The sequence below is a fragment of the Mesorhizobium sp. 2RAF21 genome (genome assembly GCF_052115345.1).
In the GTDB taxonomy this organism is placed as follows: Bacteria; Pseudomonadota; Alphaproteobacteria; order Rhizobiales; family Rhizobiaceae; genus Mesorhizobium; species Mesorhizobium terrae.
Map to the genome: position 1 here is coordinate 102222 of NZ_JBFRGM010000010.1, position 17191 is coordinate 119412.

17 protein-coding genes and 1 pseudogene are annotated in these 17191 nt (G+C 64.3%); 13 read left to right on the forward strand and 5 right to left on the reverse strand.

Translation table 11 applies throughout. From position 1 onward, the window contains the following. Positions 1 to 23: 23 nt before the first annotated feature. The 7 genes from AB4136_RS17675 (at position 24) to AB4136_RS17705 (ending at position 6056) form a co-directional block, all read left to right on the forward strand. Positions 24 to 638, forward strand: coding sequence for a TetR/AcrR family transcriptional regulator (locus tag AB4136_RS17675; protein WP_024924878.1), 615 nt, complete (start codon positions 24 to 26; stop codon positions 636 to 638). Between the two features lie 6 nt (positions 639 to 644). After that, complete coding sequence (locus tag AB4136_RS17680; RefSeq protein ID WP_024924879.1) at positions 645 to 1772, forward strand: metallophosphoesterase; 1128 nt, start codon at positions 645 to 647, stop codon at positions 1770 to 1772. Between the two features lie 76 nt (positions 1773 to 1848). Further along, the gene (locus AB4136_RS17685; protein ID WP_024924880.1) at positions 1849 to 2607 is read left to right on the forward strand and encodes an SDR family NAD(P)-dependent oxidoreductase; all 759 of its coding nucleotides are present in this window, start codon (positions 1849 to 1851) and stop codon (positions 2605 to 2607) included. 106 nt (positions 2608 to 2713) lie between these two features. Further along, entirely contained in the window at positions 2714 to 3034 is a 321-nt protein-coding gene (locus tag AB4136_RS17690) for a hypothetical protein (protein WP_244431177.1), read from the forward strand. A 51-nt stretch (positions 3035 to 3085) separates the two neighbouring features. Next, the gene (locus tag AB4136_RS17695; protein WP_024924882.1) at positions 3086 to 3877 is read left to right on the forward strand and encodes a COG4705 family protein; all 792 of its coding nucleotides are present in this window, start codon (positions 3086 to 3088) and stop codon (positions 3875 to 3877) included. A gap of 156 nt (positions 3878 to 4033) precedes the next feature. Continuing rightward, positions 4034 to 4711, forward strand: a complete 678-nt coding sequence (locus AB4136_RS17700; RefSeq protein ID WP_024924883.1) for a winged helix-turn-helix domain-containing protein — start codon at positions 4034 to 4036, stop codon at positions 4709 to 4711. Next, positions 4698 to 6056 (forward strand): sensor histidine kinase, encoded by a 1359-nt coding sequence (locus AB4136_RS17705; RefSeq protein ID WP_024924884.1) that lies wholly within the window; start codon positions 4698 to 4700, stop codon positions 6054 to 6056. The genes AB4136_RS17700 and AB4136_RS17705 overlap by 14 nt, the downstream gene beginning before the upstream one ends. A 35-nt stretch (positions 6057 to 6091) precedes the next feature. On the opposite strand, the gene AB4136_RS17710 is transcribed toward AB4136_RS17705, so the two are convergent. The 4 genes from AB4136_RS17710 to AB4136_RS17725 all read right to left on the reverse strand — a co-directional run bounded on the left by AB4136_RS17710 (position 6092) and on the right by AB4136_RS17725 (position 10224). Next, a complete protein-coding gene (locus tag AB4136_RS17710) occupies positions 6092 to 7000 on the reverse strand; it encodes an aminoglycoside phosphotransferase family protein (protein ID WP_024924885.1) in 909 nt (302 codons plus the stop codon). A gap of 346 nt (positions 7001 to 7346) precedes the next feature. Continuing rightward, positions 7347 to 8999: a chaperonin GroEL gene (groL, locus tag AB4136_RS17715; protein WP_024924886.1), complete on the reverse strand. Its 1653-nt coding sequence runs from the start codon at positions 8997 to 8999 to the stop codon at positions 7347 to 7349. Between the two features lie 60 nt (positions 9000 to 9059). Continuing rightward, positions 9060 to 9356 (reverse strand): co-chaperone GroES, encoded by a 297-nt coding sequence (groES, locus tag AB4136_RS17720; protein WP_024924887.1) that lies wholly within the window; start codon positions 9354 to 9356, stop codon positions 9060 to 9062. Positions 9357 to 9585: 229 nt separating this feature from the next. Next, on the reverse strand, positions 9586 to 10224 hold the full coding sequence (locus AB4136_RS17725) for a TetR/AcrR family transcriptional regulator (RefSeq protein ID WP_024924888.1): 639 nt from the start codon (positions 10222 to 10224) through the stop codon (positions 9586 to 9588). A 182-nt stretch (positions 10225 to 10406) separates the two neighbouring features. On the opposite strand from AB4136_RS17725, the gene AB4136_RS17730 reads away from it, so the two are divergent. Next, positions 10407 to 11603, forward strand: a complete 1197-nt coding sequence (locus AB4136_RS17730) for a TCR/Tet family MFS transporter (RefSeq protein WP_024924889.1) — start codon at positions 10407 to 10409, stop codon at positions 11601 to 11603. Between the two features lie 65 nt (positions 11604 to 11668). Here the strand turns inward: AB4136_RS17730 and AB4136_RS17735 are convergent, their stop codons facing one another. Next, positions 11669 to 12304, reverse strand: coding sequence for a TetR/AcrR family transcriptional regulator (locus AB4136_RS17735; protein ID WP_024924890.1), 636 nt, complete (start codon positions 12302 to 12304; stop codon positions 11669 to 11671). Between the two features lie 159 nt (positions 12305 to 12463). Here AB4136_RS17735 and AB4136_RS17740 point away from each other — a divergent pair, with 159 nt between their 5' ends. From AB4136_RS17740 to AB4136_RS17760, 5 genes and pseudogenes are all read left to right on the forward strand, one after another. Beyond that, the gene (locus AB4136_RS17740; RefSeq protein WP_024924891.1) at positions 12464 to 13645 is read left to right on the forward strand and encodes an MFS transporter; all 1182 of its coding nucleotides are present in this window, start codon (positions 12464 to 12466) and stop codon (positions 13643 to 13645) included. Between the two features lie 14 nt (positions 13646 to 13659). After that, positions 13660 to 14040: pseudogene (locus AB4136_RS17745) on the forward strand (FAD-binding protein); the annotation flags it as partial. Positions 14041 to 14216: 176 nt separating this feature from the next. Then, positions 14217 to 14936, forward strand: a complete 720-nt coding sequence (locus AB4136_RS17750) for a D-arabinono-1,4-lactone oxidase (protein ID WP_441931539.1) — start codon at positions 14217 to 14219, stop codon at positions 14934 to 14936. Continuing rightward, on the forward strand, positions 14936 to 16084 hold the full coding sequence (locus tag AB4136_RS17755) for an alanine racemase (protein WP_024924893.1): 1149 nt from the start codon (positions 14936 to 14938) through the stop codon (positions 16082 to 16084). Before AB4136_RS17750 ends, AB4136_RS17755 begins: the two co-directional genes overlap by 1 nt. Positions 16085 to 16222: 138 nt before the next feature. Beyond that, entirely contained in the window at positions 16223 to 17158 is a 936-nt protein-coding gene (locus AB4136_RS17760; protein ID WP_024924894.1) for a bifunctional helix-turn-helix transcriptional regulator/GNAT family N-acetyltransferase, read from the forward strand. Positions 17159 to 17191: the final 33 nt, after the last annotated feature.

Genomic DNA, 17191 nt, shown 5'->3' on the forward strand with positions numbered 1-17191 from the left:
GATTCTCGAAAGCAACGCCGACGATGCCGACAGCCCGCCAGAAACGCACCAATGACCCGGAAGGCATGCGCCGGCGCATGCTCGACATGGCCGAGGAATCCTTCCAGGCGCGCGGTTTCCACGCCACCAGCCTTGGCGACGTGATGGCAGCGGCAGGCGTGACCGGCGGTGCGCTGCACCATCATTTCCCGACCAAGAAGGCGCTTGCGCTGGCGGTGATCGAGGAGCGTGTCGCCGCGGCCGTGCGGGTCACCTGGATCGAGCCGGTCGGTTCCGCCGTCTCCGCGCGCTCGGGTGTGCAGCAGGTCTTCGTGGCAATCGCGGATGAGCTGGAACGCCAGGGTTTCGTGCGCGGTTGCCCGCTGAACAATCTCGCCCACGAATTGTCATTGGCCGATCCGGATTTCCGCGCCGCGCTGGCAACGGTGTTTGACGACTGGCGCAAGGCGATCGCCGACAAGGTTCGCGCCGATCAGCGGGCGGGCTTGGAGAGTGGGACAGACCCGGAGCGTTTCGCGGCGGCTGCGGTGGCGCTTTACTCCGGCGCCATGTCCATGGCCAAAACGGCGCAGGATTCCAGCCTGTTGCGGCTCTGCGCCAAGGAACTGGACGAGGCCGGCGGTGGTATGCAGAAGTAAGCCGGCATGACCAAGATTTTCACTTCCAAACTTTCCCGCCGTCGCCTGCTCTCCGGCATGGCAATGGCTGCCGCCGGCGCGACCCTGCCTCGACCTGCTTTCGCCCAGGCCGCCAAGGCGCCGCCCGTCGATGCCACCTTCCTGTTCATTGCCGATATCCATGCCTGCCGCATGGCCTCGGGCCTCAGCCCGAATTGCCAGGCGGAGGGCAAGACCGACATGGCATTGTTGCGTCACGTCACCGCGCTGAACGGCATAACCGACAAGGTCTGGCCAGCCGAGATCAATGGTGCCGCCACCGGCCTGCGCTCGGCCGGCAAACCGGTCGGCGCGCCGCTCGGCATCGTCGCCGGCGGCGACATCACCGACGATGGTGGCGGCCAGACGACATCGCCCAGCGAAGGCACGCAGCTTCTCCAGTTCAGCCAGCGCTACCAGCAGGGGCTCGGGCCGGACCGGGTGCATTTTCCCGTCTATGTCGGCCTCGGCAATCACGATCTCGACCAGAGCGGTCCGCCGCCCCATGCCGACTGGTACCGGCGCGAGATGCGCGACTACGTCGAACTCAACCATCGCGCCGGCGTCTTCTTCAAACCGCTTGTTCCGGCGAATGACTACGACGTCGATTCCGACTGCTATTCGTGGGATTGGGGTGGGCTGCATCTCGTCCAGACGCACCGTTTCGCCGGCGATGCCGCCTTTGGCGCCGACGGCAGCCTGGAATGGCTGAAACAAAACCTTGCCGCCAATGCTGCCGACGGCCGGCCAGTGGTCCTGTTCCAGCACTATGGCTGGGACAGCTTCTCGCTGGAACGCTGGGACCCGGCCAGATCCATCTTCGACGACGAAGGCGCCGGCGCGCCGCACTGGTGGAGCGACACCGAGCGGCAGGCGCTGCTTGCCGTGCTCAAGGGCTACAACGTCGTCGGCGTCTTCCACGGCCATCAGCACGAGACGCCGATGATCTATCATCGCGACGGGCTCGATATCATCAAGCCGAAGGCCGCCTTCATGGGCGGTTTCGCGCTGGTGCGGGTGATGGACGACGCCATGGACGTGGTGTTGGGCGAGGCTTCAGGTGACAATGGCGAAGTCGTCTTCACCAACGCGCTGGCGCGCGACTGGAAAAGCTGAGCGCGGACCTGTCAGGACAGCGGCCGGGCCTTACATTGCGTCTGGGTTGGGCAGGCGAGTTTCAGGAGAACACGACATGACGACTTCCGTTTCCCGTCCTCTCGCCGGCAAGGTGGCACTCGTCACCGGGGCGTCATCCGGCATCGGCGAGGCGACAGCCTATGCATTGGCCGAGGCCGGCGCGGAAGTGGCTGTCGTCGCCCGCCGCGCCGACAGGCTGCAGGCATTGGCGGCGCGCATCGAAAAAGCCGGCGGCAAGGTGTTTGTCATCGAGGCCGACGTCGCCCGGCCGGACGGTTCGCTGGGCCTGATCAACGAGGTGCTGGCACGCGGCAAGCGGCTGGACATTCTCGTCAACAATGCAGGCGTGATGCTTTTGTCGCCGGTTGCCGAAGCGCGCTCGGAAGACTGGCGGCAGATGGTCGAGGTCAATCTGGTGGCGCTGATGGAACTGACGCGGGCAGCGCTGCCGCATCTCAAGGCCAGCAAGGGCCATATCGTCAACGTCTCCTCGGTCGCGGGCCGGGTCGCAAATCCGGGTTCCGCCGGTTATGCGGCAACCAAATTCGGCGTCGTCGGTTTTTCCGAGGCGCTGCGGCGCGAAGTCTATGCCGACAGGATCAGGGTGACGGTGATCGAGCCCGGCATGGTCGAAACCGAGCTCGGCGACCACATCACCAATCCCGGCATGAAGGCTGGTCTCGAACAGCGCCGGGCGGCGATGGAGCCGATGCAGTCGGAGGATATCGCCGCCGCCGTGCTCTATGCGGTGACACAGCACCCGCGCGTCAACGTCAACGAGATCCTGATCCGGCCGACCGACCAGGAACGCTGATCTTTTCCTCAGCCGGCTTGCCATCCCCGCAAACCTTACCGATCCGTATGATGACGGACAGGTGGCGGTGAGTTGCCGTTGCTACTGATCCCGCGACGGTGGGCGAATGAACGCCTTGCCGCAGATGGCCAGGCCGGCCTTCGCCGGCCTCAGAAACGGGGTCTACCTGATGAAGAAGCTCGTCTTGATCGCCGCGCTTGGCGCGGCAGCGGTCGCCAGCGCCCAGTTCGCCGCTCGCGCCGCCGAAACGCCATGCGAGGACAGCCTGAAGGCGCTGCGCGCCGCCGAAGCTGCAACCAAGGTCAAGGCCGATGTGAAGCCGAAGCTGGACGAGCTGGAGACCAAGGGCATCGAACGCTGTAAGGCCGACGATGACAAGCGCGCCAACGACTTCTTCGGTCAGGCGATGAAGCTGCTCGGCAAGTAGCCGCCAGCGGCGGCGAATATCCCCACAGGCTCAGGCACAAGGATGCAGGCCATGCTTGCACTGCAGGACAGGACCAATTCGCAACAAGTCAATCGGGTTCCGGACGTCACCGTCGAGTTCTGGCTGATCAAGCTGATGGCGGTGACGATGGGAGAAACGGCGGCCGATTATCTGGCCATCAATCTCGGGCTTGGGCTCAGCGCCACCTCGGCCATCATGACCGCGGTGCTGGCCGTGGCCCTGTTCCTGCAGTTCGCGCAGAAGCGCTACGTGCCTTGGGCCTATTGGCTGGCCGTCGTCATGATCAGCGTGGTCGGCACGCTGGTCTCCGACAATCTGGTCGACAATTTCGGTGTCCGGCTGGAAACCACGACCATCCTGTTCAGCGTCTTGCTGGCCGCCACCTTCGCCGTCTGGCAGGCCAGCGAGCGTACCTTGTCGATCCACACCATCTTCACCACCAGGCGCGAGATCTTCTACTGGCTGGCGATCCTGTTCACCTTCGCGCTCGGCACCTCGGCCGGCGATCTGGTCGCCGAGAGCTTCCAGCTCGGCTATCTGACCACGGGCTTGCTGTTCGGTGCCGTCATCGCGGCGGTGGCCTTCGCCTATTACAAGCTGAAGCTGAACGGCATCCTGGCATTCTGGCTGGCCTACATCTTCACGCGGCCGCTCGGCGCCTCCTTCGGTGATCTGCTGTCGCAGCCCACCGACTATGGCGGGCTGGGTTTCGGCACCACCGTGACCAGCTTCCTGTTCCTGGCCGCGATCGTCGCCATCGTCGTCTACATGACGCTGATGAAGAGGGGCGATGACGCGCTGGCGGCGACCGAAGCCGACTAGTATCCGGCATAGGACAGCAAGGGCGCCTTCTCGGTGCCCTTGCTTTGCCATGTCTTGCTCTAGAATAATGTGGTAGCCGGCCACGGCACCGCAATCGCGCGAAGCGCAACGAGGGCCGGCGCCGCAGGCTGGTGAACTCGAACCGGATTGGACTTGATGCGCATCCTGGTCCTGGAGGACGATAAGAAGACGGCGGCTTTCGTGGTCAAGGGGTTGACCGAGGCCGGCCATGTCTGCGACCAGCTTGCCGATGGGCGCGACGCGCTGTTCCAGGCCACGCGCGAAGCCTATGACGTCTTCGTTGTCGACCGTATGACACCCGGCCTCGACGGGCTCTCCGTGGTGAAATCGCTGCGTGTCGCCGGCGTGATGACGCCGGTCATCTTCCTCACCTCCGTCGGCGGTGTCGACGACCGTGTCGAAGGCCTGGAAGCCGGCGCGGACGACTATCTGGTCAAGCCGTTTGCCTTTTCCGAACTGATGGCGCGGCTGAACGCGCTGGGGCGTCGTCCACCAGTGCAGGAACAGAAAACCCTGCTCAAGGTGGCCGACCTGGAGATGGACCTGATCAAGCGTCAGGTGGTGCGACAGGGCCAGTCGATCGAATTACAGCCGCGCGAATTCCGCCTGCTGGAAGTGCTGATGCGCAGCGAGGGAAGGGTGATCACCCGTACCATGCTTCTGGAGCGCGTCTGGGATTTCCACTTCGATCCCAAGACCAGCGTGGTCGAGACCCATGTCAGCCGCCTGCGCGCCAAGATCGATAGGCCGTTTGCGGTCCCGCTGCTGCATACCGTGCGCAACACCGGCTACAGCCTTTATGCGCCGCGTTGAAAACCTGCTGCGCTCGACGCCGTTCAGGCTGGCGCTGTCTTTCGCGGGGCTCGTCATTCTTGCCTTTTTGCTGTCGGGCGGCATCGTCTACCAGACGATGAGCGCGAACCTGAATAGGCGCCTCGACGAAGCCGTCAGGCAGACCTATTCGACCATTGCCGCGACCTATGGGGAAAGCGATGTCGAGGACCTGATCACGGCGGTGAATGCCCATGCCGGCCGCAATTCAGGCAACGACCAGCTGATCTCGCTGACCGGCGCGCAGGGTGAGAGTCTCGCCGGCAATCTTTCGGCGGTCGACCTGCCGACTGGTTTCTCCACCGTGCCGGAGGGCACGCCGGGCTTTCCCGACACGGCACCCTACCGCGCCTATTCCGCCAGGGTCGGTTCCACCAATCTGACGGTCGCCCAAAGCTATTCCGAGACCGAGGAACTGGAACACCTGCTGCTGGCAAGTTTCGCCTGGGCAGCCGTCATCGTCGCCGGTCTGGCGGTTGCCGGTGGCGCCTTCCTGGCATCGCGCGTCCAGCGGCGGCTGGACGTGATCGGCGAGACCATGGTGGCCGTTTCGCAGGGCAAGCTCGAGGCGCGTATTCCGCAGCTTGGCCGCGACGACGACATCGACGCGGTTTCCAATCGCATCAACGCGGCACTCGATCAGCTTTCCTCGTTGGTCGAAGGCATGAAGCAGGTGAGCAGCGACATCGCCCATGATTTGAAGACGCCGCTCAACCGTCTGCACATGATCCTGGACGGTGCAGCGGAGAAGGCGGGGTTACGTGAGGACGTTTCGGCCGATCTGGCCGAGGCGAGGGCCGAAAGCAGCCAGATCAACGAGACCTTCGACGCGCTGCTGCGCATCGCGCAGATCGAGGCAGGAGCGCGCAAGGCGCGTTTCGTGCGGCTGGATCTTGCCGAGATCGTCGCCTCGATCGCCGAGATTTACGCCGATGTGGCGGAGGATGACGGCAAGATGCTCGTTTTGACGGGCACCGACAGCACGGGCTGGGTCACCGGCGACAGGGAGCTGTTGACGCAGCTTTTCGCCAATCTGGTCGAAAACGCCATTCGGCACACGCCGCCCGGCACCCGCATCGAGGTTTCGCTGTCCGGCCAGGCCGGCGGAAAGCTCGCGGCGACGGTCGTCGACGATGGCCCCGGCATCCCGCCGCATGAGCATGACAAGGTGTTCCAGCGTCTCTACCGCTTGGACAAAAGCCGCTCGACCCCGGGGACCGGGGTCGGGCTCAGTCTGGTCAAGGCTATCGCCGATCTGCACGGTGCGTCCGTTTCCATGCAGGAACGCAATCCCGGTCTCGCCGCGGTGGTGACGTTCCCCGGCTGATCGCCATCAGCGCTTCCACGTGCGATTTTCGCGCTTCAACAGGCCTCGCGTCGGTAATCGTCGAGAACGGTTTCGATGATGCGTGCCGAGATCGCGATCTCCTCGGCGCTGCGCGCGATCTGGCCTGAAACGGTGATCATCGCCTTCCACAGCGCCCAGGCGCGACCGCGTGCCCAGGTGCCGGCGTCGAGGGGCAGGGCGGTGCGGAAGGCACGCCTGCTGTCGCGGTCAAATTGCGACCAGGCGATCGCCAGGTCGCAGGCCGGATCGCCGACAGTCGAACTGCCGAAGTCGATAACGGCCGCGAGCTTGCCGTCCTTGACCAGCAAATTGCCCCAGGCGATGTCGCCATGCACCCAGACGGGCGGGTGCTGCCATTGCGTCGACAGCGCTTCGTCCCACACGGCGCGCGCGGTTTTTGTGTCGATCCTGCCGTCGAGCAGGCGAATTGCCTCGCGGGTCTGGTCGTCATAGACGGCGAGCGCACCGCCTCGGAAAAAGTTCTGCGGCCCGGCAGGCGGGCCGCCGGTGGCATCGGCGCGGTGCAGAGCGCCGAGGAAACCGGCCAGGTCGACCGCGAATTCGGCGGGATCGCCGATGCGCCCGTCCGTCGCGGTCTCGCCCTCCAACCAGCCATAGATGGACCAGTGCCAGGGATAACCTTCGCCAGGCCTGCCTTCGGCCAACGGCACCGGGATCGGCAGGGGCAGTTGCGGCGCTAGTCTCGGCAGCCAGTGCTGTTCGTTGGTGACCTGCGCGGCATAACCCGCCGCACTCGGCAGCCTGGCGCTCATCGCCTCTCCGAGCAGGAAGGTGCGGTTGTCCCAGCCACCGGGTTCGACCTTGCGGATCGGCAGATGCGCCCACTGCGGAAACTGCGTGTCGATCAGCCGCCGCACCAGCGCCGTGTCGATCTCGACCGTGATTTCAGCTTTGTTCGACATGCATTTTCCCGGGCGCCTGCCGCGCTTTGGAAATGAAGAAAGGGCGGCATTTCTGCCGCCCTTTCCCATACGTTGCCTGAGATGTGAAGCCGTAGAGGGATTTCGTTAAAAATCTATCCAACGGCAGGCCTCACCGCCGCGCCAGAGTCAATTTTTTCAACCTGGCCCGTTCGCCAAGGCATCCTAAGCCTCTCAGCCGCAGAATACGAAAAAAGGGCGGCATCGCTGCCGCCCTTTTCCCAAACAGTTCAGCCGGTTGGCCGGACTTCTTAGAAGTCCATGCCGCCACTCAAGCCCGCTTGCGGGCTTGAGCATCATAAGCTCATGGGCGAGCTTTATGGACTTCTTAGAAGTCCATGCCGCCCATGCCGCCCATGCCGCCGCCAGGCATACCGCCCGGCATGCCGCCGGCGGTGTCCTTCTTCGGGGCTTCGGCGATCATGGCCTCGGTGGTGACCAGCAGGCCGGCAACCGAAGCAGCGTCCTGGAGAGCCGTGCGCACGACCTTGACCGGGTCGACGATACCCATGGCGATCATGTCGCCATATTCGCCGGTCTGGGCGTTGTAGCCGTAGGTCGCGCCCTTGTTGTCGAGGATCTTGCCCGCGACGATCGAGGCTTCAGCACCTGCGTTCGAGGCGATCTGGCGGGCCGGAGCCTGCAGAGCGCGACGGACGATGGCGATGCCGGCGGCCTGGTCGGCGTTGACGCCGGCAGCCTTGATCGCCTGGGTGGCGCGCAGCAGGGCAACGCCGCCGCCAGCCACGATGCCTTCTTCGACGGCAGCGCGGGTTGCGTTCAGCGCGTCGTCAACGCGGTCCTTCTTTTCCTTGACTTCGATCTCGGTCGCACCGCCGACGCGGATGACGGCAACGCCGCCAGCCAGCTTCGCCAGACGCTCCTGGAGCTTCTCGCGGTCGTAGTCCGAAGTGGTCTCTTCGATCTGCTGCTTGATCTGGGCAACGCGGCCCTGGATCTCGGCCTTCTTGCCGGCGCCGTCGACGATGGTGGTGTTTTCCTTCTCGATGCGGACCTTCTTGGCCCGGCCGAGCATGGCCAGCGTCACGCTTTCTAGCTTGATGCCGAGGTCTTCCGAGATGACCTGGCCACCGGTGAGGATGGCGATGTCTTCCAGCATGGCCTTGCGGCGGTCGCCGAAGCCCGGAGCCTTGACGGCGGCGATCTTCAGGCCACCACGCAGCTTGTTGACGACCAGCGTGGCCAGAGCCTCGCCTTCGACGTCTTCCGAGATGATGAGGAGCGGCTTGGAGGTCTGCACGACGGCCTCGAGGACCGGCAGCATCGCCTGCAGGTTGGACAGCTTCTTCTCGTGCAGGAGGATGTAGGCATCCTCGAGCTCGGCGATCATCTTGTCCGGGTTGGTGATGAAGTAGGGCGACAGGTAGCCGCGGTCGAACTGCATGCCTTCGACGACTTCCAGCTCGGTCTCGGCGGTCTTGGCTTCTTCAACCGTGATGACGCCTTCGTTGCCGACCTTCTGCATCGCTTCCGCGATCATCTTGCCGACCGACTCGTCGCCATTGGCCGAGATGGTGCCAACCTGGGCGACTTCGTCCGACGACTTGATCTTCTTGGCGGCCTTGCCGAGATGAGCGACGACTTCAGCAACGGCCAGATCGATGCCGCGCTTCAGATCCATCGGGTTCATGCCGGCGGCAACCGACTTGTGGCCTTCCTGGACGATCGCCTGGGCGAGAACCGTCGCGGTCGTGGTGCCGTCGCCGGCGATGTCGTTGGTCTTCGAAGCAACTTCGCGGACCAGCTGCGCGCCCATGTTCTCGAACTTGTCTTCCAGTTCGATTTCCTTGGCGACGGTGACGCCGTCCTTGGTGATGCGCGGGGCGCCGAACGACTTGTCGATGACGACGTTACGGCCCTTCGGGCCCAGCGTCACCTTCACCGCGTCGGCGAGGATGTTGACGCCGCGCAGCATGCGCTCGCGGGCATCACGGGAGAATTTTACGTCTTTAGCAGCCATTTTTTACTCCTGGGCGTTGCGCCCGAAATCAAGATTGGATGGTGCGGATGAGCCGGCCGATCAGCCGATGATGCCCATGATGTCGGATTCCTTCATGATCAGAAGGTCTTCGCCATTGAGCTTCACTTCGGTGCCCGACCACTTACCGAACAGGACGCGGTCGCCAGACTTGACATCCAGCGGGACCAGCTTGCCAGCCTCGTCGCGGGCGCCGGAGCCGACGGCGATGACTTCGCCTTCCTGCGGCTTTTCCTTGGCGGTGTCGGGGATGATGATCCCGCCAGCCGTCTTTTCTTCGGATTCAACCCGGCGAACGACCACGCGGTCATGAAGCGGGCGGAACTTCGACTTTGCCATTTGATTTCCTCGGTGCGAAAGGTGAGAAAGAATTTCCTCCGTCCGGTCTAGCCGGACCTTCGGTTAGCACTCGCCTTGAGTGAGTGCTAACGTGGCGCTGAAATAATCCTGCCCCAGGGGAGAGTCAAGAAGCGGCGCGGCATCTGGCCGCACGAAATCCGCGTTTCGCTGCCGAGGCCGGCGTTGGATCGATAATCTCCTGCATCCGGCCGCCGCCGCGAATGATTGCTCAGGCGTAGGGCGTGCCGGCCATCGCCGCCTTCAGGCCGGCGGCTCCCTTGTCGACAACGGTGAGGAAGGCGGCTTTCGCTTCCTCCGTGTCTTGCCTTAGTCGAAAGGTGCGGTGGGCTTCGAGGAAAGCCACGGTCCACGTCGCCAGGAGCAGGGCGGCTGCCAGGCGGGCACCGGCATCGGTCGCCTCCTGTCCGGTACATTCGGACAGCGCCGCCGCCACGACATGTTCGAGCTCGTCGCGGATCGCCCTGGCCCGCGCCTTGAGGGTTTCGCTGCCTTCGACCGTCTCTATGAAGCGCTGGCTCCTGGCGGAAAACTCCACATATGGAGCCCCGTCGGCGATCAGCTGGTGCGCGAGCCGGCGCAGCGTCTCGATCGGCGAAACACCCGGATCGCGCTGTCGCAAGGCTTCGCGGACGGTCTCGCGGCCCTCTTCGTCGCGATCGAAGAACATGTCTTCCTTGCGCGGGAAGTGGTTGAACACAGTCATCCGCCCGACATCGGCCGCCGCCGCGATCTCGTCCACTGTCACATTGTCAAAGCCCCGTTCCCAAAAGAGACGGTCGGCAACGAGCGAGATGGCGCGTCGCGTGGCGAGGCGCTTGCGGGATCGAAGGTCGGTTGGGGTTGACATGAAACTCCAGTCGGCATAATTGAAAGTATACTGAGTACATATTTATATCCAGTATATGAAACGCCGACTTGGCTGGCAAGTCGCTATTGCGGCGGTTGGCCCGCCGGACCCGTGGCCGTCATCCCAAACCCTCACAGCCTCCAGCACGCGGGACCCGTCGGTCCGCTCCCCTGAGACCAGTCATGAACAGATCCCTTACCGTTATCTTTGCCGCGATCGTCCTCGACGCCATCGGCATAGGCCTCATCTTCCCCATTCTACCGCGCCTTCTCGAGGAGGTGACGCACAGCCAGGACATCGCACCCTATATCGGCATCATGACCGCGCTCTATGCGCTCATGCAGTTCATCTTCGCGCCGGTGCTCGGCGCTCTGAGCGACACGCTGGGCCGGCGCCCCGTGCTGCTCATGTCGCTCGGCGGTGCGGCAATAGACTATCTCATCATGGCCTTCGCGCCGCATCTCTGGATGTTGCTTTTGGGCCGCGCCATCGCCGGCCTGACCAGCGCCAATGTCTCCGTGGCCATGGCCTACATCACCGATATTTCGCCGGAGGACGAGCGAGCCCGCCGCTTCGGCCTGTTCAACGCCATGTTCGGCATCGGCTTCATCGTCGGGCCGGTTCTCGGCGGTTTGCTTGGCGACCATTGGCTGCGACTGCCGTTCATCGCCGCCGCCGTGCTGAACGCCTGCAATCTTCTGCTGGCACTGTTCGTTCTGCCGGAGTCGCGCACGCCGACCCGTGCCAGGATCGATCTCGCCGCGCTCAACCCGCTCAAGCCGCTACGCGGCGTCTTCGCGATGACCGGGCTTGCGCCCATCGTCGCGGTGTTTTTCATCCTGAGCGCGACGGGAGAAGCCTACGGCACCTGCTGGGCGCTGTGGGGGAGCGATACGTTCGGCTGGAACGGCCTCTGGATCGGCCTGTCGCTGGGCGCATTCGGTATCTGCCAGACGTTGGCGCAGGCATTCTTGCCCGGCCCGGCAACCAGACTGCTCGGCGAGCGCTGGGCCGTCGTCGTCGGCATCGCCTGCACGTGCATCGCCCTTGTTGCCATGGCCTTCGCGGGACAGGGCTGGATCGTGTTCGCCATCATGCCGGTCTTCGCCCTCGGCGGCATCGGCGCGCCGGCGTTTCAGGCACTGGCCACCCGGCAGGTCGACCCGGCGAGCCAGGGCCAATTGCAAGGCGTGCTGGCCTCGGCCGTCAGCCTGGGCTCCGTCATCAGCCCGCTGGCATTCTCCACGCTCTATTTCGCGGTCCAGAAGACCTGGCCCGGGGCCATCTGGCTGTCGGCGGTCGTCATCTATGCAATCGCGGTCCCGCTGGTTTTTCTTGGCACCCGTTCAGCTTGTCCGGTGCAGCCCGCGCACGCATAGCTTTCGGAGGAAGACGCAAACCGGTGGCCGGTCGCGCGGAGGCAACTGTGTTTCGCCAGCCGAACCTAGTCGAAAAACCCGCGCAACTGGCAGTGGATGATCGATTTGTAGTCGTCGAGCATGCGTTGTCCCTCGGCCTTGTCCTGCGTCAGCGCCAGCCGCACCACACCGCCGGCGAGTTGGAAGAACAGGAACACCATGCGCCGGAACTCGTCCTGCCGTTCGGGTTTCAACAGCCGGATGATCTGATCGCAGAAAACGCTGGCCTGGTGATGCGTCTCGGCGATGTCGAGGTTCTTCAGCGCCTTGTCGGCCTGGATGGCGTTCTGCAGGTCCTGGATGGCGGGATCGCCGGCGACGCGCTCGAAATAGTCGTCGAGCATGCGGTCGGAAGCCGCGATCATGCTCTCCAGCCCATCGATGCCGGCGACGATCTCCTGTTGCCGCGCCCGCGTCACCTCCGAGAAGCGCTCGTAGAGCGTGGCCAGGATCGCCGACTTGTTGGGGAAGTAGTGGTAGACCGTGGCGATCGGCCCGCCGGCCAGCGCGCCGACCTCTTTCATGGTGACGGCGTCGATGCCCTTTTCGCCGATCAGCCGCATGGCGGTCGCCAGGATCGCGTCGATGCGCTCGCGGCTGCGCTCCTGCTTGGGGCGTCGCCTGAGCTGAGAACCGGTCTCTGCACGCTTGGCCTGTTTCATATGCCGGCTGTCCACATCCTGCTTGGCGAATTCGCATTGACAACAAAGATGATAAAGTATCAGTTTTCAAGATACTGATTGATTATCAGCTTTTGACGCATCCGCCTGAAAGCACGATGCGCGACGACAGAATGAGGCAACGGACGTTGGGAGGCGCCTGTGGACTCGAAGAATTCCGCGCATTCGCAAGGGGACTGGCTGGTCGGCAATCCAACGCGCGGGCAGCTTGCCGCGGCGCTCTGGATCGGTTCCGTCGGCCTGCTCATCCTCGGCCTGCAGCCGGTGCTGCTCGGTGCTCTTTTCACGCAAGGCCATGTCACCGGCGATGAACTGGCGCTGGTCGCCACCGCCGAGCTGATCACCATCGGCCTCGGCTCGGCCACGGTGGCAATGGCGCTTTCGGCGCGCAACATGCGCTGGAAAAGTGCGGTCCTTCTGCTGCTTTTGGCGCTGGCCAATCTGTGGACCGCCTATGCGGCGGGCGCCAACATGCTGATCGCCGCCCGCGCTGTCGCCGGCTTCGCCGAGGGTGGCCTTGTCGCCGTCGCAACCGAATTGATCGCGCGATCGCGCCGCGCCGAGCGCATCGGCGGCTATTTCGTCTCGCTGCAGACGCTGGCGCAATGCGTTCTGGCGCTGCTGCTCGCACTCGTCGTCATTCCCGCCTATGGCGCCGGCGGCGGTTTCGTCACGCTGGCGGTCGTTTGCCTGCTTTCGCTCGCCGTCGCCCGCAACGTGGCGGACGACTATGCGGACCTGCCCAAGGAAGAGCATTTTGCCAATGTGCTGACGCCCGGCGCGATCACCGCGCTGCTGTCGATCTTCTGTTACTTCATGTTCTTCGGTTCGGTCTGGGCGTTTCTCGAGCCGCTCGGCGCGCAATATGGCATCGACGGCCGCACGGTCGGACTGATCGTTTCGGCGAGCCTCGCCGCTCAGATCCTTGGCGCCATGACGGCCACCGTGTTCGAGGCGCGCATCGACTATCGCCTCGCCATAACCGGTGTCGGCATCGTTGCCGTGATCGCCTGCCTGGTGCTGGCCGGCGGGCCGGCACTCACCACTTTCTGGATCGCCGCTCTGGCGATGGGCTTCATCCTGCTCTTCGTCGTTCCCTACCAGATCAGGCTGGCGATCACCGCGGACGAGACACGCACGACTGCGCTCCTGGTGCCGGCAGCGCAATTGTTCGGCCTGGCGTTCGGGCCGGTCGCCGCCTCGCTGCTGATCAGGGAAGGGGATTTCCGCGGCGTGCCGCAATTCGCCGCCGCCAGCGTCGTCGCTTCGGTGGCGCTGCTTGGCCTGTTCGTCGCCCTGTCGCGCCGCCGCGTCGTCGCCTGAAACCGGGGGCCATCATGACCAACAGTTGGACGAACTGGTCGGGCTTTGTCGCGGCCTCGCCGCAGCAGATTTTGAGCCCAGACAATCTCGGTGGCATCGTCGAGGCGGTGAAGACGGCGCTCGGGCCGCTGCGTGTCGTCGGGGCAGGGCATTCCTTCACGCCGCTGGCCGCAACCGACGGCACCTTGCTGTCGCTGGAGAAGTTCGAAGGGCTGGTCTCGCACGATCCCGCCGCCAGCCTGGCGCGCATCCGCGCCGGCACCCGGCTTGGCCCGTTGATGAAGCTGTTGCAGGAGATCGGCCAGGGCCTGCCCAATATGGGCGACATCGACCGGCAGGCGATTGGCGGCGCGCTCGGCACCGCCACGCATGGTTCGGGCCGCACGCTCGGTGCCTATCACACCCAGCTTGAAGCGATGCAGTTCGTCGACGGGCAGGGCGCGGTGCGCGAACTGACGCTGGCGAAGGATCGCGACCTGATCCACGCCACCGGTGTGGCTTTGGGCGCCTTCGGCATCTTGACCGAGGTGACGCTGAAGAACGTCGCCACTTATCGCCTGCACCGGCGCAAATGGGTGCTGCCGATCAAGGATATGTTGGCGCAGTTCCAGCCGATGATGGGCGCGCACCGTTCGGCCGAATTCTACTATGTCCCGTTCTCCGGCCATGCGCAGTTCATCGCCAGCGACCTGTCCGACAAACCGGTCAGCCCAAGCCGCCGGAGGAGGATGAGGAGGGGCTGGCGACACTGCGCAAGCTGCGCACGGTGCTCGCCTGGGCGCCATGGCTGCGCGGCCTCATCATCCGCTCGGTGATGGCCAGGCTGCCGGCCGAGGACTACGTGCAGGATTGGCTGAACGTCTACGCCAGCGACCGCCGCACTCGTTTCAACGAGATGGAATATCATCTGCCCTTCGAGGAGGGGCCGAAGGCGCTGGCCGAGATCATCGAGCTGACCGAAAAGCGCTTTCCGGAAGTCTATTTTCCGATGGAGGTGCGGTCCGTCGCCGCCGACGAGTTCTGGCTCAGCCCCTTCTACAAGCGGCCGACCTGCTCGATCGCCATCCACCACGATGCCGCCAGCAACCCGTTGCCCTTCATGCGCGCGGCCGAGCCGATCTTCCGCAAATATGGCGGGCGGCCGCATTGGGGCAAGATGCACAGCCTGACCGCGAGGGATTTCGCCGCGCTCTATCCGCGTTGGAAGGACGCGATGGAGGTTCGCCGCGACATCGACCCGCAAGGCCGCTTCGTCTCGCCCTATCTGGCGAGCCTGTTCGGGCTAGCGTGATGGAAGCGTATTTTTCGAGCATGACAGCGGCATTGCGCGAGGCCGGGCTTTTCAAGCCCTGCCTGGTGCTCGACCGCGACCGGCTGGACGCCAACATCGCTCTGACCCGGCAGAGGCTGGCGCCGGGCCTTGCACTGCGGTTGGTCGACAAGTCGCTGGCCTGCCTGCCATTGCTGTCACGCATCGCCAGCGCCCTCGGCGCCGAGCGCTTCATGACCTTTCACCTGCCGATCACCGAGGCGGTGCTGAAGGCTTTCCCGACGGCGGATTTGTTGCTCGGCAAGCCGATGCCGGTGGAGGCGGCACGGCAAGCGCTGTCGCTTCGCGACGATGACTGGAGCCGCGTCTGCTGGCTGGTCGATACCGAAGCACGGCTTGAACAATACATGGCCATGGCGGAAGCGCTGGGCTCAGACCTGCGCATCGCCTTCGAGGTCGATATCGGCCTGCATCGCGGCGGTTTTTCCGAGCCGGCGGCGCTGTCGCGGGCGTTGCAGCGCTTGCGCGCGCATCCCCTGCTCCACTGCGAAGGCATCATGGGTTACGAGGCGCACGCGCCGCATATTCCAAACCTGTTCGGCGGCCCCGAACAGGCGCTAACGAAATCGGTCGCCGCGTTCCAGGCCTTCGTCGCCTGTCTGGCGCCGAACGAGAGGCAGATCCTCAACATCGGCGGCTCCAAGACGGCGCTGCTGCACCGCACTGACACGCTGGCCAACGAGGTGTCGGTCGGCTCCGCCTTCATGCTGCCGACCGATTTCGACACACCTAGCCTTGCCGGCTTCCAGCCAGCCGCCTTCATCGCCACACCGGTTCTGAAAGTGGTCGACGCCGAATTGCCCGGCCCGGCCTTCGTCGGCCGCGCCTTGCAGGCGCTTGGCCGCTTCCCGCGCCGCGGTTGCTACATCTATGGCGGCAAGTGGATGGCAAAGCCGGTGTTTCCCGAGGGCGCTGCCGAAAACGCCATGCTCGGCCTTTCCTCCAACCAGCAGTTCATGGCGCTGCCGGACGGCGCGACGATCCAGCCGGACGATTTTTTCTACCTGCGCCCAACCCAGTCCGAGTTCGTGCTGCAGCAGTTCGGAACCATCGCAGTCTTTTCCGAGGGGCGGGTGATCGAGCACTGGCCGGCGCTGCCGTTGGGCTGATGAACATCCCCGCTCCTTTGCAATAGATCTCGACGCCGAACGTCATCGCTTGATTGTTGTTTCCGACAATCATATATTTGACTGAGTCAACAATATCGTTGGCGCCGTCCTGTGATGCTAGACTCCACCGAGGTTGCCATGCTTGCCCTTTCGAACCCGAGCCAAGACCAGATCGACTGCATGCGGGCCTTCAACCGCTTCTACACGCGCCAGATCGGCCTGCTGGAGGAAGTGCTGCTGAAAAGCCCGTTCTCGCTCACCGAGGCGCGGGTGCTGTTCGATCTTGCGCAGCGAAACGGCCAGACAGCCGCCGAACTCGGCCGCGAGCTTGGTCTCGACGCCGGCTACCTCAGCCGCATGCTGAAGAAATTCGAGGAGCGCGGGCTGGTGCTGCGCGAGGCGCAGGCCGACGACGCCCGGCAATCGGCCATCGCGCTGACCGAGGCCGGTAGGAGCGCCTTCGCCGAATTGGATAGCGCCTCGAACAAGGAAATCGGCGCCTTGCTCGAGCGCCTGCCGCCGGAACGGCGACAGACGCTGGTGACGGCGATGGCGACGATCATGCGCGTGCTGGGCGGCGGCGGCGAACCGAAGGTGCCCTACATATTGCGGCCGCTGCAGACCGGCGACCTCGGCTGGATCACGCGCCGGCAGGGTATGCTCTACGCGCAGGAATATGGCTGGGACGAAACCTACGAGGCGCTTGTCGCCGAAATCCTCGCCGCCTTCGTGAAGTCCTACGATCCGAAGACGGAACGCTCCTGGGTGGCGGAGCGCGACGGCGAGGTGGTCGGCTCGGTCTTCGTGGTGCATCAGTCCGACGAGGTGGCGAAGCTCAGGCTTCTTTACGTCGAGCCGTCGGCACGCGGCCTCGGCATCGGCAAGCGGTTGACCGACGAATGCATCGCCTTTGCCCGGTCCCGCGGCTACAAGACGCTGACCTTATGGACCAACGATATTCTCATCGCGGCGCGGCGCATCTATCAGGCCGCCGGCTTCAAGCTGGTCAAGGAAGAACGCCACACATCCTTCGGCAAGGATCTGGTCGGGCAGACCTGGGAGCTGACGCTGTAGGCGCGTAAGGGCAGGCGCACGGCTTATTGGCAC

Bases quoted from the DNA above. Each gene is read 5' to 3' on its own strand.
- AB4136_RS17675 (WP_024924878.1), top strand. From the start codon at position 24: ATGCCGACAGCCCGCCAGAAACGCACCAATGACCCGGAAGGCATGCGC.
- AB4136_RS17680 (WP_024924879.1), top strand. From the start codon at position 645: ATGACCAAGATTTTCACTTCCAAACTTTCCCGCCGTCGCCTGCTCTCC.
- AB4136_RS17685 (WP_024924880.1), top strand. From the start codon at position 1,849: ATGACGACTTCCGTTTCCCGTCCTCTCGCCGGCAAGGTGGCACTCGTC.
- AB4136_RS17690 (WP_244431177.1), top strand. From the start codon at position 2,714: ATGAACGCCTTGCCGCAGATGGCCAGGCCGGCCTTCGCCGGCCTCAGA.
- AB4136_RS17695 (WP_024924882.1), top strand. From the start codon at position 3,086: ATGCTTGCACTGCAGGACAGGACCAATTCGCAACAAGTCAATCGGGTT.
- AB4136_RS17700 (WP_024924883.1), top strand. From the start codon at position 4,034: ATGCGCATCCTGGTCCTGGAGGACGATAAGAAGACGGCGGCTTTCGTG.
- AB4136_RS17705 (WP_024924884.1), top strand. From the start codon at position 4,698: ATGCGCCGCGTTGAAAACCTGCTGCGCTCGACGCCGTTCAGGCTGGCG.
- AB4136_RS17710 (WP_024924885.1), bottom strand. From the start codon at position 7,000: ATGTCGAACAAAGCTGAAATCACGGTCGAGATCGACACGGCGCTGGTG.
- groL (WP_024924886.1), bottom strand. From the start codon at position 8,999: ATGGCTGCTAAAGACGTAAAATTCTCCCGTGATGCCCGCGAGCGCATG.
- groES (WP_024924887.1), bottom strand. From the start codon at position 9,356: ATGGCAAAGTCGAAGTTCCGCCCGCTTCATGACCGCGTGGTCGTTCGC.
- AB4136_RS17725 (WP_024924888.1), bottom strand. From the start codon at position 10,224: ATGTCAACCCCAACCGACCTTCGATCCCGCAAGCGCCTCGCCACGCGA.
- AB4136_RS17730 (WP_024924889.1), top strand. From the start codon at position 10,407: ATGAACAGATCCCTTACCGTTATCTTTGCCGCGATCGTCCTCGACGCC.
- AB4136_RS17735 (WP_024924890.1), bottom strand. From the start codon at position 12,304: ATGAAACAGGCCAAGCGTGCAGAGACCGGTTCTCAGCTCAGGCGACGC.
- AB4136_RS17750 (WP_441931539.1), top strand. From the start codon at position 14,217: ATGGGTGCTGCCGATCAAGGATATGTTGGCGCAGTTCCAGCCGATGAT.
- AB4136_RS17755 (WP_024924893.1), top strand. From the start codon at position 14,936: ATGGAAGCGTATTTTTCGAGCATGACAGCGGCATTGCGCGAGGCCGGG.
- AB4136_RS17760 (WP_024924894.1), top strand. From the start codon at position 16,223: ATGCTTGCCCTTTCGAACCCGAGCCAAGACCAGATCGACTGCATGCGG.